Source organism: Serratia sp. AXJ-M (assembly GCF_046531865.1).
Classification (GTDB): domain Bacteria; phylum Pseudomonadota; class Gammaproteobacteria; order Enterobacterales; family Enterobacteriaceae; genus Serratia; species Serratia liquefaciens.
Window position 1 is genome coordinate 208037 of record NZ_CP059394.1, and the last position, 24486, is coordinate 232522.

Annotated in this window: 24 protein-coding genes; 12 read left to right on the forward strand and 12 right to left on the reverse strand. The window is 55.2% G+C overall.

Translation table 11 applies throughout. The annotated features are described in order from the left end of the window. Positions 1–5: 5 nt before the first annotated feature. On the reverse strand, positions 6–671 hold the full coding sequence (locus H0S68_RS00930) for a 7-cyano-7-deazaguanine/7-aminomethyl-7-deazaguanine transporter (protein ID WP_020824792.1): 666 nt from the start codon (positions 669–671) through the stop codon (positions 6–8). Positions 672–891: 220 nt separating this feature from the next. Here H0S68_RS00930 and tusA point away from each other — a divergent pair, with 220 nt between their 5' ends. After that, a complete protein-coding gene (tusA, locus tag H0S68_RS00935; RefSeq protein ID WP_020824793.1) occupies positions 892–1143 on the forward strand; it encodes a sulfurtransferase TusA in 252 nt (83 codons plus the stop codon). A gap of 13 nt (positions 1144–1156) precedes the next feature. Here tusA and H0S68_RS00940 read toward each other — a convergent pair whose 3' ends face one another. The 4 genes from H0S68_RS00940 to H0S68_RS00955 all read right to left on the reverse strand — a co-directional run bounded on the left by H0S68_RS00940 (position 1157) and on the right by H0S68_RS00955 (position 6968). Then, positions 1157–2278: a DUF4056 domain-containing protein gene (locus tag H0S68_RS00940; RefSeq protein ID WP_201895847.1), complete on the reverse strand. Its 1122-nt coding sequence runs from the start codon at positions 2276–2278 to the stop codon at positions 1157–1159. After that, the gene (locus tag H0S68_RS00945) at positions 2278–3414 is read right to left on the reverse strand and encodes a BamA/TamA family outer membrane protein (protein WP_122080564.1); all 1137 of its coding nucleotides are present in this window, start codon (positions 3412–3414) and stop codon (positions 2278–2280) included. The genes H0S68_RS00940 and H0S68_RS00945 overlap by 1 nt, the downstream gene beginning before the upstream one ends. Continuing rightward, a complete protein-coding gene (locus H0S68_RS00950) occupies positions 3414–4478 on the reverse strand; it encodes a hypothetical protein (RefSeq protein WP_262255953.1) in 1065 nt (354 codons plus the stop codon). Before H0S68_RS00950 ends, H0S68_RS00945 begins: the two co-directional genes overlap by 1 nt. Before the next feature lie 174 nt (positions 4479–4652). After that, positions 4653–6968: a zinc/cadmium/mercury/lead-transporting ATPase gene (locus H0S68_RS00955; protein WP_410529099.1), complete on the reverse strand. Its 2316-nt coding sequence runs from the start codon at positions 6966–6968 to the stop codon at positions 4653–4655. A 671-nt stretch (positions 6969–7639) separates the two neighbouring features. On the opposite strand from H0S68_RS00955, the gene H0S68_RS00960 reads away from it, so the two are divergent. Beyond that, positions 7640–9103 carry a serralysin family metalloprotease gene (locus H0S68_RS00960; protein WP_020824798.1) on the forward strand — a complete coding sequence of 488 codons (1464 nt, stop codon included), beginning with the start codon at positions 7640–7642 and terminating at the stop codon, positions 9101–9103. 55 nt (positions 9104–9158) lie between these two features. Then, entirely contained in the window at positions 9159–9536 is a 378-nt protein-coding gene (locus tag H0S68_RS00965; protein ID WP_122076532.1) for an AprI/Inh family metalloprotease inhibitor, read from the forward strand. 39 nt (positions 9537–9575) lie between these two features. On the opposite strand, the gene H0S68_RS00970 is transcribed toward H0S68_RS00965, so the two are convergent. Beyond that, a complete protein-coding gene (locus H0S68_RS00970; RefSeq protein WP_020824800.1) occupies positions 9576–10202 on the reverse strand; it encodes a lysoplasmalogenase in 627 nt (208 codons plus the stop codon). A gap of 427 nt (positions 10203–10629) precedes the next feature. On the opposite strand from H0S68_RS00970, the gene H0S68_RS00975 reads away from it, so the two are divergent. Further along, the gene (locus H0S68_RS00975; protein ID WP_369982314.1) at positions 10630–11187 is read left to right on the forward strand and encodes a tyrosine-type DNA invertase; all 558 of its coding nucleotides are present in this window, start codon (positions 10630–10632) and stop codon (positions 11185–11187) included. A gap of 94 nt (positions 11188–11281) precedes the next feature. Here the strand turns inward: H0S68_RS00975 and H0S68_RS00980 are convergent, their stop codons facing one another. The 3 genes from H0S68_RS00980 to H0S68_RS00990 all read right to left on the reverse strand — a co-directional run bounded on the left by H0S68_RS00980 (position 11282) and on the right by H0S68_RS00990 (position 13905). After that, positions 11282–12037, reverse strand: a complete 756-nt coding sequence (locus H0S68_RS00980) for a LuxR C-terminal-related transcriptional regulator (RefSeq protein ID WP_142816118.1) — start codon at positions 12035–12037, stop codon at positions 11282–11284. Positions 12038–12329: 292 nt separating this feature from the next. Continuing rightward, the gene (locus H0S68_RS00985; RefSeq protein ID WP_122076538.1) at positions 12330–12710 is read right to left on the reverse strand and encodes a CaiF/GrlA family transcriptional regulator; all 381 of its coding nucleotides are present in this window, start codon (positions 12708–12710) and stop codon (positions 12330–12332) included. Between the two features lie 637 nt (positions 12711–13347). After that, complete coding sequence (locus tag H0S68_RS00990) at positions 13348–13905, reverse strand: tyrosine-type DNA invertase (RefSeq protein ID WP_122076541.1); 558 nt, start codon at positions 13903–13905, stop codon at positions 13348–13350. 146 nt (positions 13906–14051) lie between these two features. On the opposite strand from H0S68_RS00990, the gene H0S68_RS00995 reads away from it, so the two are divergent. The 4 genes from H0S68_RS00995 to H0S68_RS01010 all read left to right on the forward strand — a co-directional run bounded on the left by H0S68_RS00995 (position 14052) and on the right by H0S68_RS01010 (position 16829). Then, positions 14052–14357, forward strand: coding sequence for a hypothetical protein (locus H0S68_RS00995; RefSeq protein WP_128864842.1), 306 nt, complete (start codon positions 14052–14054; stop codon positions 14355–14357). A gap of 22 nt (positions 14358–14379) precedes the next feature. Continuing rightward, entirely contained in the window at positions 14380–15066 is a 687-nt protein-coding gene (locus tag H0S68_RS01000; RefSeq protein WP_198639901.1) for a hypothetical protein, read from the forward strand. A 598-nt stretch (positions 15067–15664) separates the two neighbouring features. Then, complete coding sequence (locus H0S68_RS01005; protein WP_142816116.1) at positions 15665–16345, forward strand: helix-turn-helix transcriptional regulator; 681 nt, start codon at positions 15665–15667, stop codon at positions 16343–16345. A gap of 127 nt (positions 16346–16472) precedes the next feature. Then, complete coding sequence (locus H0S68_RS01010; protein ID WP_128864846.1) at positions 16473–16829, forward strand: DUF2500 domain-containing protein; 357 nt, start codon at positions 16473–16475, stop codon at positions 16827–16829. 27 nt (positions 16830–16856) lie between these two features. Here the strand turns inward: H0S68_RS01010 and H0S68_RS01015 are convergent, their stop codons facing one another. Together H0S68_RS01015 and rsmD are read right to left on the reverse strand one after the other, a co-directional pair. Beyond that, positions 16857–17129, reverse strand: a complete 273-nt coding sequence (locus tag H0S68_RS01015; protein ID WP_006317223.1) for a DUF1145 family protein — start codon at positions 17127–17129, stop codon at positions 16857–16859. Further along, complete coding sequence (gene rsmD, locus H0S68_RS01020) at positions 17119–17739, reverse strand: 16S rRNA (guanine(966)-N(2))-methyltransferase (RefSeq protein WP_046374719.1); 621 nt, start codon at positions 17737–17739, stop codon at positions 17119–17121. The genes H0S68_RS01015 and rsmD overlap by 11 nt, the downstream gene beginning before the upstream one ends. Before the next feature lie 220 nt (positions 17740–17959). Here rsmD and ftsY point away from each other — a divergent pair, with 220 nt between their 5' ends. The 4 genes from ftsY (at position 17960) to rpoH (ending at position 22408) form a co-directional block, all read left to right on the forward strand. Beyond that, the gene (gene ftsY, locus H0S68_RS01025; protein ID WP_410529100.1) at positions 17960–19615 is read left to right on the forward strand and encodes a signal recognition particle-docking protein FtsY; all 1656 of its coding nucleotides are present in this window, start codon (positions 17960–17962) and stop codon (positions 19613–19615) included. 5 nt (positions 19616–19620) lie between these two features. After that, on the forward strand, positions 19621–20292 hold the full coding sequence (gene ftsE / locus H0S68_RS01030) for a cell division ATP-binding protein FtsE (RefSeq protein ID WP_020824813.1): 672 nt from the start codon (positions 19621–19623) through the stop codon (positions 20290–20292). Beyond that, the gene (gene ftsX / locus H0S68_RS01035; protein WP_020824814.1) at positions 20282–21235 is read left to right on the forward strand and encodes a permease-like cell division protein FtsX; all 954 of its coding nucleotides are present in this window, start codon (positions 20282–20284) and stop codon (positions 21233–21235) included. Before ftsE ends, ftsX begins: the two co-directional genes overlap by 11 nt. Positions 21236–21550: 315 nt before the next feature. After that, on the forward strand, positions 21551–22408 hold the full coding sequence (rpoH, locus tag H0S68_RS01040; protein WP_020824815.1) for an RNA polymerase sigma factor RpoH: 858 nt from the start codon (positions 21551–21553) through the stop codon (positions 22406–22408). A 59-nt stretch (positions 22409–22467) separates the two neighbouring features. Here rpoH and H0S68_RS01045 read toward each other — a convergent pair whose 3' ends face one another. Beyond that, positions 22468–24465, reverse strand: coding sequence for a hypothetical protein (locus H0S68_RS01045; RefSeq protein ID WP_260679877.1), 1998 nt, complete (start codon positions 24463–24465; stop codon positions 22468–22470). Positions 24466–24486 lie beyond the last annotated feature (21 nt).

The window sequence follows — 24486 nt, forward strand, 5'->3', positions numbered from 1 at the left end:
ACGGGTCAGCTCGGTTGCAGGCTGCTGTCGCCCTGGCGAGCGGCAATGCGTTTGAGCAGCATATTCAGCAGCACGCCGTACATTGGCAGGAAGAACAGCATGCAGATCAGCACTTTGAAGCTGTAATCGACCAGTGCAATCTCGACCCAGTTGTTGGCCATAAAGGCGTCGCTGCTCTTGTAGAATGCAATAAAGAAGAACGACAGCGTGTCGCTGATATTGCCGAGGAACATGGCCGCGGCAGGGGCCACCCACCAGGCGCTGCGCTGGCGTAACCGGTTGAAAACGTGTACGTCGAGGATCTGACCGAGCACGTAAGCCATAAAGCTGGCGACGGCGATACGTGCGACAAACAGGTTAAAGCTACCCAGTGCGGCAAACCCCTGCCATTCCCCCTGATAGGTGACGGTGGAGATGACGTACGAGATAAACAGGGCCGGCACCATCACCGAAAGAATGATGCGTCTCGCCAGCGGGGCGCCAAAAATACGCACCGTCAGGTCGGTTGCCAGAAAGATAAATGGGAAGGTAAACGCACCCCAGGTGGTATGGAAACCGAAAATGGACATCGGCAACTGCACCAGGTAGTTACTGGAGGTAATGATGACAATATGGAACAGCGATAGCCAGACCAACGCGGTAAGGCGCTGTCGAGCGGTAAACGAATACATGTTGTAGCCTTTTTAGCAGTGGGGTGAGGGAACCCAGAATGTCTTGTCTGTGCAGCGAAATAAGCTGCGCGGCCGCATGATACGCGTTTGCGCAACCAATGCAATGGTTAAATTTAACGCAAACGTTAACGCATCTTGCGCAGAAAAACTACCGGCGTAAACTAGGCGCTAATGAGATGCGGCGAGCGTACGCCGATCGCTTTTGACCGAGAAAAATTGCATGACTGACTTGTTTGCCCAGGCCGACCAGACGCTTGATGCGCTGGGGCTGCGCTGTCCGGAACCGGTAATGATGGTGCGTAAAACCGTGCGCCATATGGATAACGGTGAAACCCTGCTGATTATTGCTGACGATCCGGCCACCACCCGCGATATTCCGGGTTTTTGCCGTTTTATGGAGCACACGCTGGTGGCGCAGGAAACTGAAAAAACGCCTTACCGCTATTTATTGCGCAAAGGTGTTGAGCGCTAATCGCCGATTTTGCCTAGCGTTTTTGCAGTATTTGCTGTGCGTCCGATGCGCGAGCATGCATTGCCAGCCCCCTGAAATCCTGCGGGCGGTAATAGTGGGACGGCACCGGCAGAGAATGCATCGCATCCGTCGGCCAGAGTTGCAGTTCACCCAGCTTTGCCAGCCAGAACCCCTGAACCTGCAGCGGTAACATCAGGCGTTGTGGGGCGGTGTTTTCGAACGGCGGCAGAGCCGGCAGGCGATTGCTGCCGGTCGTGTAATCCCGTTTTAAGACCAGAAACTTCTCCGGTACCCGGCGATGGCTGTCCCACCAGTCGCCGTCAATCCCGTCAAACTGCCGCTGAGTTGCCCTGATGGAGACGGCGCCAAGCTGGTGCAGGGCCTGGGGGAGCAAATTCTCCATGGCCTGGTTGTAGGCCGTTAGGGAAACCGCCTGCCCCTGCAAGATAGCATCGATCGCCAGCCGTGATCCCAGCAGGTTGGAATACAAATCTTCCGGTGAAAAAGCCGAAACCTCCTCAGAAAACCCCGGTACCGACTGATAGCCATACCACTGTGCCACTTCATGCCACGCCGCCATTTGAAAGGCGAGTTCTCCTGCCAAATACGCCGCGAGCGTATAGCGCTGCGCAGCATCCTGAGGTGGGGTAAAGGCGTTCAGCTGGATACGGCGTATTGCCAACTCGGGGCTAAGATCGATATTCCATTGCTGGCCCAATCGGGGTAGCAGTTGGCTGAACAGGAAAAGGGTATTGTCGGCGGTGTCGCGTACGTGAGCGATATCGATAAATCCCCCGCGGCGGGTGTACATCACCCCCAATTGCTCGCTGCCAAGTCCCATCAAGTTGCTAACGGCATTGAAAGCGCTGTCGTTATAGTGGTGACGGCCAAGCCGGTCGGCATCCACCAGGTTACCCAACTGATAAAAGGGGACTGGGATACCCCAAACTTGCGCTTTGAGGTTGTAGCCAAAGGCACAGCAGGGGCGCAAACCATCCGGCGGGGACAGCGGCGCAGCCACCGGCCAGGCGATACGGCTTTCGTTGATGGGTTGCGAGGTCACCAACGTTTCCACGGGTTTGGCAGATAGCGCGGAAGTAAACGACAACAAAACCAGCAGTACAACAGAGCGCATTAAAAAGCTTCCCCAACCTGAAAGTAAAATCCACTGCTGCCACGTCCGATGCCAAAATCGAGCCGCACGTTCATTTTCGGTTTGAATTCAAAACGGTAACCCGCTCCCAGCGTGGGTAACCAGGGCCCCTGGCCCAAATCGCCGGCCTTGCTACTTAGCGTTCCCGCACCGGCCCAAAGAACGTAACCGTGGCGCCAGTTCAGCTTGCGACGATACTCGATCTGGCTGCTGAACACATTTCTGTCGCGATAGCGGCCTTGATAATAGCCGCGCATGCGTTTGTCGTCACCCAGGCCGGACAGCCTGTCCCAAGGCACCTCGCCCGTCGTCAGGCGGCTGTAAGCGTCTAACGCCAGCACGCTTTTCGCACTCAAGCTGTGGTAGGCATTGTACTGGCCTTCTACAGCATTGAAACGGCTGTCGCCGCCCAATTCTGGCGCAAAATAGGTGTCGCTCAGGCGAAGATACTGGCCACGGCTGGCATTAGAAACGAAGTCGCGCGTATCGTAACTCAGCGAACCGCTGACTCCTGAACTTAGTGATGAAACGCCGGCTTTTTGGGCCCTTAACAGGCTGCTGTCATCCTCATCAGTTTTGCTGGCGTGCGTCGAGGAAAAATCCCAGCCCACCCCCGCGTAGGTGGCATTGGCAATGCGATACAGCAGCTGTGGGGCTATCTGGAATGCCTGCTGCGTGTACTTTTCTTTGTTGCCGTTGTTATGCCCAGCCTGGTAACCGGTGCCCCAGAAATAGGTGGGCATATTATTCAGCGAGCCGTCGGCAAAAAAACGCCATTGGTCGTCAGCGAAAAAACTGTGGTTTTGGAAACCGACGCCGAAGGCACCGGTGGTGCTGAAAAAGCCCTTTAACGCCAGCGTCGAGTTTTGGCTGACTTTATCCTGGCTGTCCGGGCGATATATTCCCACGACGGCGGTACCGATGCCAAGACCGAGTTCTGGCGTATAGAACGGGCCGGGCAAGACTCCCCAATCGATGGCTTTGCTGCTGTCGAATTGGTTGTCAGACCCCAAAGGGGCCAACATTTCATCTATTTGCTGGCGTGACAACAAAGTGGCGTGAGCTCCGGGTAGCAGAACCAACAATACCAGCGGCAAACTGCGGATCGATATTGCCATCAGAAGCGATATTCACCGGAGACCATAAAGCTGTTACGTTCGCTAAAGCCAAATTCGGTCAACAGGTTAAAGTGCCTGGTGATCTCGTATTGCGTGCCAATCAGTACGTTCCACGGCGATTGCAGGTGCTGTTTCACGTCAAAACGGCCTTCACCCTGCTGATTGGCCATCATCATCAGGCTCTGAAGTTCGGTTGGCATTTTTAAATCACTCAGGCTGCCTTTGAACCTCTGCTGGACGTCCTGATACATGGTGCCGACCCACAGGTTGAGATGGGTTTGGCCACTGATACCGGGCACCAGGAAGCGGTAACCTACCCGAGGCGACACCGTCAGTGCGGAAATCTGACCATCAAGGATATCGAAATTGGTGCGGGTGTAGTTGGTATCGACCGAGGTGAACCAGTTCTCATATCCCCCAACCAGCGTGAAACCGGCGCCGTAAGTGGTGCCTTTAAAATCGAGCTTAAAATCCAGATCGCGCAGTTGCCCGCTTTTGTTCATGCCGTGTACGATTCTGGCGATGACTTTATCCATCCCTTTTTGTTGACTGGGATCGGCGTCTACGGAGACCTGGGACAACGAGCTGCCTTTGGTATGGCCGATGATGCCGTAAACATTGAGGAATGGCAGTACCCAGGTGTCCAGACGCATGGTTTCCGTTTTGCTTTTCTCGCGAGTTTTGCCCACGTCGATGTTGAACAAATTGGATGGCAAGGGAGTTTTACCCAGGCTGAGGCCGGAAAATTGGATACTGTCGACATCGATATTTTGCCGCATGTTCATGTAGTTGATGCCGATCCCGAAGGGTTCCGGCAGATCATAACCACGGGCGCGTGCTTCATCCCCCCAAATCGGCAACAGGCGATGCTCAGGCTGGGTTTTTGCCTTGGGCGCATCGTTATGCTGGGCTGCGGGTAAGGCGTTAGGGGTGGTGAAAAGGGGGCGATCGGCGCTATCAATGAGTTGCTCTGTGGCGGCAGAATCAGGCTGCTGCGCCAGAGCCAGTGTAGGGATAAAAGGGACGACGATCAGGTTCAGGATTTTAAAATATAGCGGTTTCATTCATTCGGCCATGACTCTGATAAGTTAAGTAGGCTTATCGGGTTTCAGGAATAGGTGGCGGAAGAATATAGAAAGGCATGCTGGTTTTATGGTTATTACGTGCGACTTGCCGGTGTTATTTTTCGGCTAAGTGAATCAGGATGCCATTGCTGGCATCCTGATATGTGGTTCTTATTACTGACGTTTCTTCAGCAAGCGTAGGGCGTTGGCGGTGACCAGCGCGGTAGCGCCAGAGTCCGCCAGCACCGCCAGCCACAGCCCGGTCAGGCCCATCAGGGTGGTGATCAGGAATATCCCTTTCAGCCCCAACGCAATGGTGATGTTCTGGCGGATATTGGCGTGTGTAGCGCGTGAGATGCGGATCATCTCCGCCACGCCCAGCAGCCGATTGTGCGTCAACGCCGCGTCGGCGGTTTCCAGCGCCACGTCGGTGCCACTGCCCATGGCGATACCGATGCTGGAGGCTTTCATTGCCGGCGCATCGTTGATGCCATCGCCGATCATCGCCGTTGGGCGCAGCTCGCTCAACTCGGTTACCGCCCTCACTTTATCTTCCGGCAGCAAACCGGCACGGTAGTCCAGCCCCAGCTCGGCGGCAATCGCTGCGGCCGCTCGAGGGTTGTCGCCGGTTAACATTACGCCGTTGATCCCCAACGCATTCAGTTCGGCAATCGCCTGCTTGGCGTCGCTGCGCAGCGTATCGCGCAGGGCCAGCAGGCCGATCGGCACGCCATCTTCCAGTACCACTACTGCCGTTTTACCGGCATTTTCCAACCGTTCCACCTGGTTAGCACCTTGCTGATTGAGCAAGCCTGCAGCCAGTTTGGCCGGTGTACTGATCAGCACGGTTTTACCGTCGACAATGCCTTCCACACCGACGCCGGCTAACGCACGACGGTTCTGTGCCGGCGGCAAAGGAGCACCATATTGTTCGGCGCGATTGATAATGGCCTGTGCCAATGGGTGATGGGAGCCGGCTTCTACCGCTGCGGCAAGGATCAACAGTGACTGTTCGCTGATGCCGTTAAGCGGCAGCACATCCGTCACCGTCGGTTTGCCTTCCGTCAGGGTACCGGTTTTATCGAAGGCGATGGTTTGCACCTGGCCGAGCTGTTCCAGCGCCGCGCCACCTTTAATTAACGCGCCGCGACGGGTTGCCGCCGCCAGTCCGGAGGTAATGGCTGCCGGAGTGGAGATCACCAGTGCACAAGGACAGCCGATCAGCAACAGGGTCAGGCCGCGATAAATCCAGACATCCCAGGGTTGAGCATACATCAACGGTGGCACCAGAATTACCGCGATGGCCAGCAGCATAATGGCCGGGGTGTAGTAACGGCTGAAACGGTCAAGGAAACGCTCGATCGGCGCCCGGCGCTCTTCGGCTTCTTCAATCAGCTGCAGGATACGGTCGATGGCGTTTTTGCCCGGCTCGGAAATCACCTTCATCTGCGCGGCCTGATCGACCGACAAACTGCCCGCCGCCACCTTCTGACCTTGCTGACGCTCGACCGGGACCGACTCGCCGGTCAGGGCGCTTTCATCGAAGCTGGCGAACGGGTTGAGCAGTTCGGCATCGGCCGGAAGGCGACCGCCGGGGGCAATTTCAATCACATCGCCGGGACGCAAGCTGGAGACCGGCACGCGTTTACGCTCGGTACCCTGCAGCAGCAGGGCATCTTCAGGAACCAGCTCCATCAACGCTTTCACGCCACGACGGGCGCGGTTGGCGGCGTAGGATTCGAGCATTTCGCCGACCATAAACAGCAACAGCACCATGGCCGCTTCGGCGGTAGCGCCGATAAACAGCGCGCCGATGGCTGCCACGCTCATCAGCGTTTCGATGGCAAACGGCGTGCCGGAGCGGATCAGACGTATCGCCTTGGTGGCGACCGGTGCCAACCCCACCAGCGTGGTGGCGATAAAGGCAATGCGGCTCAGCTCAGGGTTGACCAGGCTGAGTGCCCAACTGACGATCATCAGCGCGGTGAGCAGCAGCAACGGGCCGAATTCCCCCAGGCGTGAAGGTTTAGGCGGCTCGGCTTGGTTTTCCTGGGTGCCGAGCAGGGTAAACCCGGCTTGTTGCACTGCGTCCTGGATGCGCAGGCTAAGGTTCGACTGGCCGTCTACCACCAGCTTTTCGGTGGCGAATAACACCCGTGCATTTACGACACCCGGGATGGCAGTAACGGCATTTTCAATCTTTTTAGCGCAGCTGGGGCAGTCCATACCCGTGACTTTCCAACTGTAGCGCTCGCTGCCGGAGAGAGGGGCGGCAGCGAGCCTGTCACTTTCCTCGTCCGGATCGCCATGATCGTCAGCGCTGCAACAGCTGGCGCCATGATCGTGAGCATGAGTGTGTTCGCCAGGGTTGACGGCGTTTTGTTTTTCACTGCTGCAACCGTGCTGGGTTTTGCTGTGGCTGTGATTGCACCCGCAGCCACCTTCGGCATGGTTATGTTCCTGATGATTGTGATTTTCATGGTTATGCATAACGTCCCCCCTCAGGGCAGTTAATGAACTTCTTGAAACCAACTCTACACCCTGGAGTCCACTCCAGAGTCAAGCGACGGATGAGAATTATTGCTAATGGCGCACCGGAGGGAGAATTGGGGTATTTCTTTTTTCCCATGTCGTTTATCAGGGGGCGACGAGCGTGAAGGACTCGGAAGGCACGAGGTGATTAGTCAAAAAAAGAAAATGTTATTCCTGCGGGAACTAAAAAGTACTGGCGGCTAATAATAAAGAGTTATTAATCTATAACGCTTTAGCAAAATTTAACTTTTAGCCGTCTAAATCCCAGCACGATTCGCTTGGCTCTGCAGGCCGCATTTTTGTTGGAGTTTGTTACCAACTCATGGCATTTAAGTTTCATTAATATTGTAAAGAACGTAAAAAACCAGCATAAATCGCCTTCGAAACGATAATAAATGGCTGATTATTTTATGTGCAGTTTTATGCCGCTGCCTATAATTGGAATCGATTACCATTTATGGTGGTAATCTTATTTGCTGATATATATGCATTAATTCTCTCTAACACACTGCCGGCAACGGCGCATAAACTCCTTCCCGTAAGCGTACGGTTCGTTCTCCGTGGCTTCCTGGCAGGTTATGTCTATCTGTCTGATTGAAAACAATCAGCTAATGAGTGGAATCGAACCAATGCAATCTACTAAAAAGGCAATTGAAATTACTGAATCCAGCCTTGCGGCTGCGAGCTCCGCTTACAATGCAGTAGATGATTTGCTGCATTATCATGAGCGAGGCAACGGGATTCAGGTTAATGGCAAGGACTCATTTTCTACCGAGCAAGCCGGGCTGTTTATTACCCGCGAGAACCAAACCTGGAACGGTTATAAAGTTTTTGGCCAACCGGTTAAATTAACGTTCTCTTTCCCGGATTATAAATTCTCTTCCACCAACGTCGCCGGCGATACCGGACTGAGCAAATTCAGCGCGGAACAGCAGCAGCAGGCTAAGCTGTCGCTGCAGTCCTGGTCTGACGTGGCCAATATCACCTTTACCGAAGTTGGTGCCGGCCAGAAGGCCAATATCACCTTCGGTAACTACAGCCAGGATCGTCCCGGCCATTATGACTACGATACCCAGGCTTACGCCTTCCTGCCGAACACCATTTATCAGGGCCAAAACCTGGGCGGGCAGACCTGGTACAACGTCAACCAGTCCAACGTGAAACATCCGGCCAGCGAAGACTACGGCCGCCAGACCTTTACCCACGAAATTGGCCATGCGTTGGGCTTGAGCCATCCGGGCGATTACAACGCCGGTGAAGGCAACCCGACCTACAGAGACGCCAGCTACGCCGAAGATACTCGTGAGTTCAGCCTGATGAGTTACTGGAGCGAAACCAACACCGGTGGCGACAACGGCGGGCACTACGCTGCGGCGCCACTGCTGGATGACATTTCCGCTATTCAGCATCTGTATGGTGCCAACCAGACCACCCGTACCGGCGATACCGTGTATGGCTTCAACTCAAATACCGGCCGTGACTTCCTCAGTACCACCAGCAATTCGCAAAAAGTGATTTTTGCGGCCTGGGATGCGGGCGGCAATGACACCTTCGATTTCTCCGGTTACACCGCTAACCAGCGTATTAATCTGAACGAGAAATCTTTCTCCGACGTGGGTGGGCTGAAAGGCAACGTGTCCATTGCCGCAGGTGTGACCATCGAGAACGCGATTGGCGGTTCAGGCAATGACGTGATCGTCGGCAATGCGGCCAACAACGTGCTGAAAGGTGGCGCGGGCAACGACGTGCTGTTCGGCGGTGGTGGGGCTGATGAGCTGTGGGGCGGTGCGGGCAAAGACACCTTTGTCTTCTCTGCGGTCAGCGATTCTGCGCCGGGTGCCTCCGACTGGATCAAGGATTTCCAGAAAGGCATCGATAAAATCGACCTGTCATTCTTCAATCAGGGCGCGCAGGGTGGCGATCAGATCCACTTCGTCGATCATTTCAGTGGCGCAGCGGGCGAAGCCTTACTGTCTTACAATGCGTCGAATAACGTCAGCGATCTGGCCCTGAATATCGGCGGCCATCAGGCCCCGGACTTCCTGGTGAAGATCGTCGGCCAGGTTGACGTCGCCACTGACTTTATCGTTTAACAGTGCAGGTGCTAACGCCCGGCGCCGGTTGGCCGGGCGTTATACAGGAGACGATATGAAGGGCAGCTTAGCGCACGCCGCCTTAGTGGCAGGCGGCATGATGGTTACGGGGGCAGTTATGGCCAGCAGTTTGGTTCTTCCCAGCGCGCAATCATTGGCGGGGCAATGGCTGGTCGCCAATGCCGAACAACAATGTCAGATTGAGTTTTTGGCCGGTGAACAGAGTGAAATCAACGGCTACTCATTGGTTGATCGGCAGCACTGTTTGGAAAAGGTGTTAACCGCCGAGGTGGTCGGTTGGCGCCCGGCACCGGACGGCATCGCTTTGCTGCGGGCGGATGGCAGTACGCTGGCGTTCTTCTCGCGCGATGGCGATATTTACCGCAACCAGCTTGGCGCGGATGATGGGCTGACGCTGAAAGCGCTGGTATAACAACAGCGGGTTCGGCAGTCGAACCCGCCCTGAGCAGCCTTACAGATACAGCGAACGTACGATCAGGAAATGGCCGGAGAAATAGCAGAAGGCCACCAGCGCATCCGCGGCGCGGAAGGTCCAGCGATAGCGGTTAACCAGCCACACCACGTTGGCCAGCAGCAGCAGTGAAGTGCCCGCCAGCAGCGAGAAACCGAAATCGGTGCTGCGCATAAAGTACTGCTCACCCGCCAGCCACACCATCAGCAGCGTCATCGCTACATAAGTGGCGATCGGCCAACGCATTTCTTCCAGTCGCGTCCAAATTGTTGCCAGTAACAGCACGCCGATAATCAGCAGCGCCAGCGGCAGCGGCCAAAACAGGCTGAAGGTCATCTGACTGGCGAAGCTCAGGGTATACAGCAAGTGCGACAGGAAAAAGGCACCGATGGCGTAAAGCACGCGTTCGCGCGGCAGCAGCAGCAAGGTGTCGGCGATTAAGGTTGCCAGCAGGCCGAGGACGATCAAATACCCTGCAGGCCCCAACACCGGCGCTTGCCAGGCCAGCAATAACAACAGCAGCAGAGTGATGGGCTTAAACACCCAGCGCTGCCAGCGAGGCCCACGGTAGGAGGCATCGACGAACAGCCAACCGGAAAAGAATACGGCAAGGAACGGCCAACTCATTATGTCTTCCTTATTCATTGTGGGAACCACAGCAACCGGTTCCAAATTGTTACCAGTGTCACTTCCTGTTTGCAGTGTAGGCAGCGCCTCTGCGATCGACAATGCTTTCTTGCTGATGAACTGTAACTTATTTGCAGAGTAAGAAAGGGAGCCGTGGTTTTTCTCGGGAAAATTTACTGACAATGGCTGCTCGACCGCCGTGAATCATTTTCTAAGAACAATAACTGCCCGATGCGAATGCTAATTAATTAGTAATTGATGCGAATGCTAATTAATTAGTAATTAATGCTGCGCGTGACAATAATAGCTAAGGATTAATCTTAGAGTCTCATTACTATTTAGCACGTTTGGTAACTGTATTTGCATTTTTGGCTGTTTTTTAAACCCGCCATCGGTCCTGCTTGATACATGATGTTTCTGGGGAGTTATGCAATTGGAAATAAGAAAATATCTGAATGAATCAGAAATAAAAAAAATGATAAAAAATATAAAGGGAGGACTAAACTCGGTCAGGGACAGTTGTATGATCACCATGTGCTTTGTTCACGGTTTGCGGGCCAGCGAGTTAAGCCGTATGACGCTGGACAATATAGAACTCGCCGAGCGGCGGGTTTTTATTTCGCGACTGAAAAATGGTCTGTCGGTTCAGCACCCATTACAACCGGATGAGACCCTGATGCTTAAACGCTGGCTGGATGACCGTAAAGACAGCCCGCATGCCGGCCAGCCCTGGTTGTTTTTGTCGCGCAAGGGCGGCCGGCTATCGCGCCAGCAAATCTACCGACTGATCCGCGATTACGGTAAAGCGGCCTGTCTCGAATTACCTGCCCATCCTCACATGTTGCGTCACGCCTGCGGTTATAGCCTGGCAAATAAAGGTATGGATACCCGGTTGATACAAGACTATCTCGGCCACCGGAATATTCAGCATACGGTACTCTATACCGCCAGCAATGCCCAACGATTCAAAAGAATTGAATTTTAACTTTCGGCCAGGGCTTAATTCGCGCGAAATGGTCACAGCGTGATAATTAAGCGATAGCTTTTTTCCTATTGGCCATTGATTTAATGTTTAAGGCCTATTCAGAGTGGACGAGGCAGTTTTTTTTGGGCCCGGCATGGTAGTGTTCGGCGGCGGCAAACAGTGCCACCTCATGGGGCACATTAAGTCGGCGCATAAGATTGTGTTTTTGGCCACTCACCGTTTTGACGCTTTTCCCCAGCAACTGCGCGGTCGCCGTGACGCTGCCGTTGCGCAGCAGGGCGGCCAACACTTGCTGTTCCGCTGCCGGTAAGGCAATCTGCGCGGTTGCATGCTGTGGGCCGTAAAGCAGCGCCCCCAGCGCATAGAGTTCGCCGTTATGTTGCAAACCGGCTTTGTCCATGGCCCGTTTTTTATGGCTGGAAATGGTGCGGATATCTCGGTTCATGCGGGCAGCCAGCTGCCAGGGGTGCATGCCGCCAAGCAATGTCAGCAACACACGACTCTCTGTTAGCGTCAAAAGTGGCAGGCTCTGTGGCTGTTTGGTGGCCAGACCGGGAGAGATGTTCAGCACGCCTAACAGACGGTGCCAGGCTGGGGTGGAAAACGGTGCTTGCAGACTCAGTTCCAGGTCATGCCGGCAAGACTTCAGCACCACCAGTTGCCACAGCAGCGGTAGCCAGTTGACGCCGCCGGTATGGGGCAGGGGCTCTAGCCGCACGGCGCTTTCGGCGGCGGGCTGCAGTTTGAGAACAATGCTGGGCAGACTGTCCGCCGTGGCAATATTACGAAGCAGGTCCAGCTCCTTGGAAGCGGGGAAATAGCCGGTACGATTGTTAACGGTCAAACGCATATCATCTCTCCTGCAATCAAATGAAAAAATTGTGCCGGGGTTAAAAAAACCAGTAGAGCAGCAGCGCAAAAAGACACCAGAGCAGTGCACTGTGGGTAAGCATCAGGTTCCAGACAAGCCGCTCCAGGTGATACAAGGTTCTTTTGGTCAAGACAGGGTCATTCCCCCTTGGTTTGAAAAAGTCGGGGCCGGTTAGACGCAACGCTGTTCATGTCATTACGGCTTGGCCCCGGTGGGAAAAAGTTGTCTATAGGCAACCTCTCCAATGAGGGGGAGCGAAAAGGGCCGGTTATTACAGATGCAGTTCGCTCCACGGCCGCTGAAGCAGTTGTGCCCAGACGCTTTGCCTGTCTTCATTGCGAACCCTGGTACTCTTTGTTCGTAATGGCACAGGTTGGCTTACCGTGCGGATCCAGACCCGCAGTTCCTGGCGGTGCGATCGCGGATGGGTATAAACGTGTTGATCGCAGGTGATGCAAGGGCTGTGTACGATATAGCGCAGAATGTAACCCGCTTTACGGCGCGGTACGTTAAAGGCCTGCATGATGCGTTGGCGATTCAGATAGTGGTTTTGCAGCAACCCCCAGGTGGCCACAATGCGACATAACGGCTGTTCGGCCAGGTGCGCTACCGTATCCGGCAGGGTGATATTCTCGTCATGCTGAAGCTTCATAAAACCCCCTGTCTCCTTGTACAATCAATAGTTGTTGGTGTGGCTTTGCCATGGATAAATTGTCTTGTGCCCGGTGCTTTCGATTAATGCTGAAACCCGTGTTGGGTGACTTGAAAAAAACAAGAGTGAATCTGTCGCCACTATTGCGTATTTTCTTCACGAGCATGTATCCACCAGTATTTCTACCTTTGCTGTTTTAAAGGGAACTGGTGCAGAGATGCAGAATTTCATTTTGGTATATCAATTAAAGTTATTTTTTTATTTTCTCCTTTTATTTCAGTGTGATGTATTGGTTTTTATCGTGCTGAAAATGCGACATTTTGGACCAAATTGTGACATTCAGATAATTAATCTGTTTTTAGGTATCCCCGCGGGCTAATGTTTTAGTTTTCGTGGAGTGCTGACGGATTTGTCAGTGTATGTATCTGAAAACAAAATGACGTTGCTTCGCTGTTTAATTGCGTTAATTTATTTAACAAAGGTTCGCTTCGGTGAGCCTTTTTTATTTTGTTTAGTGGGTTGTTGATATTGAAGGAAATAAAATTGTTGCGTGAAAGTGGGGGGTATTCTTATTGACTTGAAATCGTACAAAACTAAGATATGTAACACTTTGGTCCAAAATGACCTATTTTCCACCTCACTTTTTTTGCCATAATCCAATAAAGCGATTGGGATTACTGGCGGTATATATCACCGTATGTCGAATATTCCGGTGACCCAGATAATCCTGAATCAAACGGGTGTCGACGCCCGAATCCGCCAGCGCATAGCCACAGGCATGTCGCAGCATATGTGGGTGCGATGCCACCGTAATATTGGCGGCCTCGCCGTAGCGTTTAATCAAGTAATGCACGTGTTTACGCGTCAGTTGGCCGCCTTTTTGCGACAGGAATAACCACTCGCTGTCAGCATCGCGCCACTTGTTACGCAAATTCAGCCAGCACAACAAGTGCGGCAGTTCATCTGGCGCCAGGGGATGCACGGTCGAAAAACCGTTCTTCAGGCGGCGGATATAAATCACGTTATCGCGCAGATCGATATCAGATATTTTTAACTGACAGGCTTCGCTGGCGCGCAGCCCGTGGATAAAACACATCTGTATTAAACAACGGTCACGCTCCGGATGTTTTCCAATGTGCGTGGCAAGCAGGATGTCATTTATTTCACCGAGAGTGAGGTGTTTTCGAGTTTTCATTATTTTGGCTCCATATAGCCTCTCCGGCCCGATGCCGTATGAGGATCTTACTGGAGAGAAAATAGCCTGTTTCCATTTTTTTACGCATCTATTTTCTTTGCAAATAAATGGCGGCAGGTGATCTGACAGGAGGAGTAAAAACCACCATGCAGCAGGAAATAACCGCGATGGCCGCACCCACGATACTCACCCGCAAGGCCGCCCGTGCCGTTGCCATCAAAGCCGCCAGTTTGGAGCGGCGCATCATGCAACTCAGCGGGATGGCTTACGGCGTAGAAGACTGGTTGTGCGCTTTGCGCAAGGCCGCGGAGTTGTGGCGTTGCGTCAGTGAGACCCCTTGGTTGGCTGAAAATGAACGGCGCTATGCCCAGTTACGCCAGCGGCATTGTTCGCACCCGGCCACCCAATTGCTGGTACGTCAACGCTATCAGGCCGATAGCCAGCAACCCTGAATCCACTGCAGAGGACTAACTTATGTCTGCAACCTCCCTTCCACCGCGTTTGCGCGTGGTCGTGATGATGGCACCGGGGTTGATGCGCGAAGGCACCCTGCGGGTACTCGAACTGGCCCGCCAGGCAATCGCATCGTTAACCGTGGTCGACGATCTTTTGACTCTGCGACAGACGTTGTCGCAAGGCGGAGCGGATGTCATCCTCACCGGCCTCTCCGGGCATCGCGACAGGCTACGCGACTTTTTCCTGTTCTATTCCCACTATCTGCGCTTCAACATCGATACAACCTGGCTGCTGTACAGCGAACCCCTTACGCCGTTGCTAACCACCCTCAGCCCGTTGGCTCCCCATGAAGGGCCGCTGTGCCTGCCGCATGATCTGCAGCCACATCTGCTGCATGATTTGCTGCAGAAACGCCAGGCAATGAGCCACCTTGCCTTTATGAACAGCGACTCGTTTCCCCGGATGCCGGCAAATATTGTGCTCAGCTGGCCCGAGCTGCAGGTTCTCAGTCATTTTGTCTGTGGTGCACTGGAACATCTCACTACGTCGACGGGCGGATTCACGACGAAGACCCTGAGCGCCCATAAGCGCAGCGCGATGCGCAAACTGGGTGTGTGCTGCGATCAACAACTCCATGCGTTGCTGCATGGATCTCGGCTATGCCCAGCCAGGAGGAGCCCGGATGTGGTCGTCAGCCAGGGATAAACGTATCCGTCGCTACACCTGGCTGGCGATGTTGCTGGTTTGTGGCATTTTTTGGTGGGGGGTCATTTGGTGCGCGTTGAAATTTGCCGGTCTTTAATGGCCGGTGGGCGATGGCCTGGCCGACTGTTGAAACAATTTATCAACGGGTGCTTACCCCCTCAGGGCTATACGCTCGCCGTTGGGATGGCGGCGGCGTTGTTGGGAGGCGTATTGTTTTCCTCTCCGGCTGAGGCGAGCACGTGGGTGGGCCGCTCGCCGACTTCTTTTATTGGCAACTGCCGGAAGAACGCATTGCCGCAGATAGTGGCGCAGTGTCGCCATGATGCGAGCGCGCTCGATACATCGCCCGCACGTCACTCCGGACGTTATCTCCACGCGCTGAATGACCGGTTTGCTCAATGGGGGATCGGCCCAGCCACAGATGCCAGTGCTTCGTTGAACCGCCGCCAGCGTTGCGAGCTGTATCACTTCTGTAGTCTGTTGCATCAGCAGGTTGGCAGGTACCTGTTGGACCAGCTGTTTTTGCCACAGGGTGGAATGGCTGAAGTGGATTATCGTACGGTGGCCACTAAGGCTCCCTGTTTAAGGAGAAACAATAATGCGTCTAAAAGTGATGGTTATGGAGCCGGATCCCTGGTTTCGGCTCGGGGTGTTGTCGGTGCTTGCCTCGCTTCCGGCTCAGTTTGAAGTTTGCGGGGTCACTGACCGGCTGTCGGATTTGCAGGGTCTGGTGCAGAAACAGCCATTTGACCTGTTGCTGTCAGACACTCACGGTAAGGGTGAAAGCCTGGATAACTACTTTGTCTTTCGCAGGGAGTTTTGCAAGAGGCTCTCTCATGTGACCTGGCTGATGTGGAGCGACGGTTATGGCCCTTTCTTATCGGGCCTGTCTTCCAGGCTGAAACCGCCGGTTTGCCTGCAAAAAAAGCTGGGGCCGGCCGAGTTGAATTCGCTGCTGGTGCTGCGCCATCGGCTTGGGCATCAGCATTTTTTGGCCGAATATCGGCGGACTCAGATGTGCGTCTGCTGTCACCTGACGCAAAAAGAGCTTTTGGTTATCAGTGCACTGGCGCATGGCGAACCGCAAAAGCAGCTGGCGCGGCGCTTGGGCCGCAGTGAAAAAACCATCAGCTCACACAAGGTCCAGGCCTTGCACAAGCTGGGTGCCAGTAGCGATCGGCGACTGTTTCATCATCAGGGGGAAAACCGCCTGCTGGACATTCTGCGCTATGCGGGCATCAACATTCCCCACGCCCCCTTGGGGGGGTACTCGGCGTAACTCAATCTAATGCCGATGATAAGCTGCGTAGTGAGGAGTGAACGCCGGTATGCGGGGCAACTGCGATGCCATTTCAGGAGGTGTGCTATGTTTACGCTGATTTCACCGCGTGGAGATGGGAAGTAAGATGAGTAAGCCACCGCTGTTTTTTATCGCTGTGATCGCGTTGATCGCCATATTGGCGACGCACCGCTATTTCAATCAGCGCCGTATTGAAGCGGATAACGATCGTGCGCCGGTACGCAGTTTGCAGGTCACGGTGAGTGATAAACGTGAGTTTCCGGTCGCCAAGACCCGGGCACCGCAGCGTGAGCCGCTGGTCAATGAACCGATGCATTATGAGGTGGTGTTTAGCCCGCAGCGCGGTGGCGAAGAGATCCGGCTGCGGTTGAAGCCGTGGCAGTATAATCCGATTGAAAAAGGCGCACAGGGCACGTTGAGCATGCAGGGCACGCGCTTCGTCTCATTTACTGCCCAGCCGTAGGGCACCGGATCCGGTGCCCATGTGGGGTTATTTTCTTTTGATTGGCGGCTGTTTTTTCTGCCAGGCCAGCAGTTCGAAGACGCCAAAGATGAAGATCTTGGCTTCTTGCCAGTAGCTTATCGGCTGATCTTTCGGTTGCGTGGACTTCAAAAGAACCAGCTGCAGCCCGTGCATCACCACCATAAAGAACAGCGCCACGTCGATGAAATATTTCAGCGGCTTGGGAAAGGGGTGAAACAGGTTGGAGAGCAGAAAGCCCCACACGCACAGCATCAGCAGGCGACCCAGATTAATCAGCATTTTCGGTTTTCTCTTGCGAACGGATATAAAGACGATAAGCCACCTGACCGGCGACTTTTTCACGGTGTAATTGCCAATTGGCCGGGACATCAGCGGCGGCGCTTTCGGCTTCGGCCTCTACATAGATCCAGGCCTCATCGGCCAGCCAGCCCTGCTGCTCCAGCAGCGTGACGGTTTCAGCCAGCAAACCTTTGCGAAAAGGCGGATCGAGAAACACCACGTCAAACGGCTGAGCGGGGGTCGCCAGCCAGCTCAGCGCGTTGGTATTGACCACCTTGCCATTGCCCTGCAGCAGGGCCAGATTTTTTTCCAGTTGCTGCGCCACTGGGCGTTCAAACTCCAACAGCGTGACGCTGCCGGCATAGCGCGACAGCGCTTCCAGGCCGAGTGCGCCGCTACCGGCGAAGCAGTCCAGGCAGCGTGCGCCCTGGATCACCGGCGCCAGCCAGTTGAACAGGGTTTCCCGAACGCGATCGGTGGTCGGACGCAGCCCGGGGCTGTTGGGTACCGGCAGTTTTCGCCCGCGCCATTGGCCACCGATAATGCGGATCTGCCCGGCCGCAGCCTGAGGCGGTTTTTTTGCCGATGCCCGTGGCGATAGTCTTGTCATAGGTTTGCTTTGATTGTTTTCTGGCGGTGAGGCCGAATGAGTTGGCGATAAGTTGCCTCTATTCTACCGGTGAGAGGCGCTGGGGGAAACGGTAAAACTTTGTTGCCTGATTTCACAGTGGAAAGCATGCCGGATGCGTGTTGCTGAACGAGGGAAAGTGATAGACTCGGCGAATTATTGTCAGCATAAGCAAGCCTTCGGTACGGAGTAGAGTCATAACATGGCAAAAGATAAGAAACGCGGGTTTTTCTCCTGGCTGGGCTTCGGCCAGAAGGAAGAAGAGCAACAGCAACCTGAGATGCCGGTAGAAGCGGCGGAAAATCAGGCCGTGGAGACCCCGGCTGAACCGGTCGCTCCCAAGCTGGATGACCAGCTCCCCGCGCAGGAATCTGAACCTGCCGCTTCCGTAGAGACGCCTGGGGAGTGGGACGGCAGTCTGACCGGCGAACATATTGCAGAAAGCGTGCCGGCCATCGTCGAACACACTGCCCCGGCAGAAAAGCTGGCGGAAGAGATTGTCACCCTTACTGAACAGGTGGCGGCAGAACAGCAACAGCCGGCAGCGGGAGAGATTGCCGTGCCTGTGGCCGTGGTTCAGCCTGAACCCGAACTTGTCATCGAGCCTAAGCCAGAAACGACCGCGGTATCAGAACCCGAAGTGGTTACGCCAGAGCCGATTATTGCGCCAGAACCGGAAGTGGTTGAACCGGAACCGGTGATGGTGCCCGAACTGGAAGTAATTGAGCCTGAACCTACTATCGTGCCAGAGCCAGAGCCAGAGCCAGAGCCAGAGCCAGAGCCAGAGCCAGAGCCAGAGCCAGAGCCAGAGCCAGAGCCATTGTCGGCCAGCGTGGCGCTGGAACCGATTATTGTCGCGCCGGCCATTATCGAAGAAGAAGAAAAAGAGCCCGAGCTGCTGGCCCCTGCGGTTACTCAGGAGCAGGAACGTCCGACCAAAGAAGGCTTCTTTGCCCGGCTGAAACGTAGCCTGGTGAAAACCAAGCAAAATTTGGGATCCGGTTTTGTCGGCTTGTTCCGCGGCAAGAAAATTGACGACGAACTGTTTGAAGAGCTGGAAGAACAGCTGCTGATTGCCGACGTCGGCGTGGAAACCACGCGTAAAATCATTACCTCTCTGACTCAGCATGCCAGCCGCAAGCAGTTGAAAGACGCCGATGCGTTATACGGCAAGCTGAAGGAGGAAATGTCCGAAATTCTGGCTAAAGTTGATCAGCCGCTGGATGTTGGCGGTAAAAACCCGTATGTCATTCTGATGGTTGGGGTGAACGGCGTGGGTAAAACCACCACCATCGGTAAGCTGGCTCGCCAGTTCCAGGCGGAAGGCAAATCGGTGATGCTGGCGGCGGGGGACACCTTCCGTGCCGCGGCGGTAGAGCAACTGCAGGTGTGGGGCGAGCGCAACCGTATTCCGGTGGTGGCGCAGCATACCGGCGCGGATTCCGCCTCGGTGATTTACGATGCGGTCCAGGCCGCCAAGGCCCGCGGCATCGACGTGCTGCTGGCCGATACGGCAGGGCGTTTGCAGAACAAAGCGCACCTGATGGAAGAGCTGAAGAAGATTGTCCGCGTCATGAAAAAACTGGACGACCAGGCCCCCCATGAGGTTATGCTGACTCTTGATGCCAGCACCGGACAGAATGCTGTCAGCCAGGCAAAATTATTTAATGAAGCCGTGGGCTTAACCGGTATCACACTGACTAAACTGGACGGTACCGCCAAGGGCGGGGTGATCTTCGCCATTGCCGATCAGTTCGGTATCCCGATTCGCTATATCGGCGTTGGGGAAGGCATCGAAGATTTGCGGCCGTTTAAGGCTGACGATTTTATTGAGGCACTTTTTGCCCGAGAGGATTAATACGGATGATTCGCTTTGAACAGGTCAGTAAAGCTTATCTGGGCGGACGGCAGGCCCTGCAGGGGGTGGATTTCCATCTGCGCCCGGCAGAGATGGCGTTTCTGACCGGCCATTCCGGCGCGGGGAAGAGTACCCTGCTGAAACTGATTTGTGGTATCGAACGGCCAAGCGCCGGCCATATTTGGTTTGGCGGCCATGACATCAGCCGGTTGAAAAACCGCGAGGTGCCGTTCCTGCGTCGTCAGATCGGCATGATTTTCCAGGATCACCATCTGCTGCTGGATCGCACGGTGTATGACAACGTGGCAATGCCACTGATTATTGCCGGCGCCAGCACCGAAGACATCCGTCGCCGCGTTTCCGCTGCGTTGGACAAGGTCGGGCTGCTGGATAAGGCGAAGAACTTCCCGATTCAGCTTTCCGGCGGTGAGCAGCAGCGTGTGGGTATCGCCCGCGCGGTGGTGAACAAGCCGGCGGTACTGCTGGCGGATGAGCCTACCGGTAACCTGGACGATGCACTGTCGGAAGGCATTCTGCGTCTGTTCGAAGAGTTTAACCGCGTGGGTGTCACCGTGTTGATGGCCACCCACGATACCGGGCTGATCGCCCGTCGCAATTACCGCATTCTGCGCCTGAGCCAGGGCCGCATGGCTGGAGGAGCGCATCATGGCGAATAATGCAAAAACCGCCAAGAGTAAAGCGCTGCGTGGCGGCTGGCGGGAACAATGGCGCTACGCCTGGATGAACGCCGTCAAGGATATGCTGCGCCAGCCACTGGCGACGCTGCTGACGGTGATGGTCATCGCCATCTCCCTGACGCTGCCAAGCGTGTGTTATATCGTTTGGAAAAACGTCAGCACCGCGGCGACGCAATGGTACCCTACGCCGCAGTTAACGGTGTACCTGGATAAATCCCTGGATGACGACGCGGCGGTGAAAGTGCTCGACGCCATCAAAGCAGAAGCCGGCGTTGAGAAAGTGAATTACCTGTCGCGTGAAGAGGCCCGGGGCGAATTCCGCAACTGGTCCGGCTTTGGCGGCGCGCTGGATATGTTGGAAGAGAACCCGTTACCGGCGGTCGCTATCATCACGCCGAAAATGAGCTTCCAAAGTTCCGACACCCTCAATACCCTGCGCGATCGCGTCGCGGCGGTGCAGGGGGTGGATGAAGTGCGGATGGACGACAGCTGGTTTGCTCGTCTGGCTGCACTGACCGGGCTGGTGGGGCAAGTGGCTGCAATGATCGGCGTGCTGATGGTGGTGGCGGTGTTCCTGGTGATCGGCAACAGCGTACGTCTGAGCATCTTCAGCCGTCGCGATACCATCAACGTGATGAAGCTGATTGGCGCCACCGACGGTTTCATCCTGCGGCCGTTCCTGAACGGCGGTGCGATGCTGGGCTTCTTTGGCGCATTGCTGTCGTTGGTGTTGTCCGGGGCGATGGTGTGGAGACTGGAGTCGGTGGTCACCGGCGTGGCCAAGGTGTTCGGCACCACCTTTACCCTGCACGGCCTGGGTTGGGATGAGGCGTTACTGCTGCTGATTGTTTCCGCGATGATCGGCTGGATCGCCGCCTGGCTGGCGACGGTGCAACATTTACGCCGATTTACACCACAATAAAGATTTTTTGGTATACTCTTCTCCTGCTGCTCCGAGCGTGTTGCGGGAGAAGAGCTACCGGCACTAACTTAAGCACCATCCAGTCTCTTCTTAGCGCACAAATTCCCTATCGGCCTGAATATTCGTCACGTATTGTCATGGGCAATGCGATCGAAAAACTGTGAACTAATAGGACGGAACGCGGTCAAAATCTGCAGCAAAATGTTATGGTGCCCGGCGTGTGGACCGCTTTTGCAATAGCAACTGCCGTAGAATCAATCATTTCCCCGCCGTGACAATCACCTGCATGACCTGTTTTTTCAAGAGAGGGGTTGAATGACCAAAGAAATGCAAACTTTAGCTTTAGTGCCCCAGGGCAGTTTGGAAGCCTATATCCGGGCCGCCAACACCTATCCGATGCTGACGGCAGAGGAAGAGCGGGAGCTGGCTGAACGGCTGCATTATCAGGGCGATCTGGAAGCCGCTAAGCAGCTCATCCTGTCTCACCTGCGCTTTGTCGCTCATATTGCCCGTAATTACTCCGGTTACGGCCTGCCTCAGGCAGACCTGATCCAGGAAGGTAATATTGGCCTGATGAAAGCTGTTCGCCGCTTCAACCCAGAGGTTGGTGTGCGTCTGGTTTCCTTTGCGGTGCATTGGATCAAGGCAGAAATTCACGAGTACGTACTGCGCAACTGGCGTATCGTCAAAGTGGCTACCACCAAAGCACAGCGCAAGCTGTTCTTTAATCTGCGTAAAACCAAGCAGCGTCTGGGCTGGTTCAATCAGGATGAGGTGGAATTGGTTGCTCGCGAGTTGGGTGTGACCAGCAAGGATGTCCGCGAGATGGAATCCCGCATGGCGGCGCAGGACATGACGTTCGATCCTACGCCGGACGACGAAGCCCGTGATGGCCAGTCTATGGCGCCAGTGCTGTATCTGCAGGATAAAAGCTCGGACTTCGCCGAAGGCATCGAGGAGGATAACTGGGAAAGCAACGCCGCAGACAAACTGGCCTATGCGCTGGAAGGTCTGGACGAGCGTAGCCAGCATATCATTCGCGCCCGTTGGTTGGATGACGACAATAAATCCACGTTGCAAGAGCTGGCCGATCAGTACGGTGTTTCCGCTGAGCGTGTGCGCCAGCTAGAAAAGAACGCCATGAAGAAACTGAAAATGGCGATCGAAGCCTAATCCCGCATAAGCGTTAAAAAGCCCGGCTAGCCGGGCTTTTTTGTGCCTGAAATTCGGCGTTACGGCGCGATCGCCGCAAAATCGGGTGCCGGACAGTCATAACCAAACTTGTTGGCCCAGGCATAGCGCGTCCCGTTATTGATATAGCGCTGATACAGCGCCCGGCCGGTTTTCGCGTCACGTTTAATCACCCAACCGGCGGCATTACACAACACGGCGGCATAGGCCTGGCTTTTTGGCGGCAGTAAGTCGGCGGCCTGCTGCGCCAGATCAACCGCCTGCCAGCGGTAGTGCAGGAAGCGATTATCCTGTGGCGGTAACGCCGCTTTGGCCCGTGCTGCCTCGGCACTGCTGATCCAGCTCTTATGCTTGAGCTCGCGCGTATCAAATGCATCCCCCAGATAGGAATAACCGGCGTCATAAATTGCATAGTCCGGCGTCATCTCATAACCCGTGAACACCAATCCCTGGCTGCGCAGCAGCGTTGCAGCCTGATAGTAGGCTTTGGCCCGCACCAGCTTGTCTGCGGATTTATCCTGCGCCGTTTTCAGCGTATCGGCGTACTGTTGGGCAACCTGACGATAGTTCGGGATATCAAAGTAGGCCATTGCTTCTTGAGGGCGTCCGGCGCGCATCAGCCGCCGCGCCAGCAGCTCGCGCAGTTGCACCTCCGGCGTAAGCGGCTGGCCGTTGTAGTCGTCGGGATTGACCGGTTTCAACGGTGTAGCTGGGGCCGGCACATGCTTATCAACAAAGCCTTTCAGTTCATCGATGGTCAGTACGCGTTCGGCCACGTCGGCGACGTCCGCCCAGTAAATATCTTTGCCGCGATAAAGGAAGTCCATTGCCTGCAGATAGTCGCCGCGATCCAGAGCCAGAATAGCCTGCTCCCCCGCCACCCGGCATTCGGGCACGATGGTTTCTGGCGTAAAGTCCGCATTACGCTGTTCGCCCCAGCTTTCATTGGAGGGGAATGCGGCCGCCGCTTTGGCGTAGTCTGCGGTGGCGGCTTTAACATCCCCGTCGCGCAGCGCCATTTTGGCGCGTAACCACCAGGCCAGGCCACTGTCGCCAGCGTGTTTCAGCAGGCTGGCCGCCATTGGGTATTGTCCTGCTCGGTAGGCCAGCGCCGCCAGCCGATCGCTGCCGCTGAAACCGCTTTTCACCGAGGCGTCCAGCAGCGTCAGGATTTGGCTGATGATTTGTGCAGAGCGAGTGCCGGTGCCGTCCGTATCGGTCATTTGCAGATTACTGCTGCGGGCAAACAGCTCAATGGTGACCAGTTGTTGGATCAGCGGATCGGCGATTGTCTGCTTCAGAGCATCGAAGTGATCCGGATTGACCAGGTAACTGGAGACGTACTGCAGCGACAGTGCCCCATTTTGGTCACCCTGTGCCGCCTGTTGAGCATATAACTTCGCTGCCTGGGTGACGTTGCCGAGCCAGAAATGAATGCGGGCCTGCTGCCCAAGGCTGCTTAGTGCCAGTTGATCTGGATCGGCCGTACCGCCTTTCACTTTATCAATCACCTGCTGGAAGGCCGCTAACGCCTGCTCGAGCTGGGGCTTCGCGGGATGTTCGACTGCGATGCTCGAGCCGTCACCTTCGTTTTCCGGCGTGCCGTAATCGCCCATCAACAACCGACCGAGTGAATACTGCGCCCTTAGCCCCCAGTCACCTTGATCTGCGGCAGGTAGCGCCAGAACCTGTTGGAAGTACTCGCTGGCGCGCGGGTCTTTACCGGCGAAGGCCACTGCACCCAGTTGGTAAAGGCGGGCCGCGTCAGACAGCCCCTGGCTATTGACCGCATCGGCCTCTTCAACGGTTTTTGCCGCACGCATTTTCTCGATGATGATAGTTTCCGGCGACAGCGGCATCGGTTTCGGTGGCATCGCCGGTGGCGGTGCTTTCCACAACGGCAGCTGTTTATCCACTGCGACCAGACGCCCGGCTTCAAAGGCAAAGTTGCCTTCCGGCATATACAGCAGCGTGCCGTTGCGATCGACCAGTAAACGGTTAGGGAAATCCGGCCCGCAGGCGTAGCCATTAAGTGGCATCGCCAGCGCCGAGCCGATCAG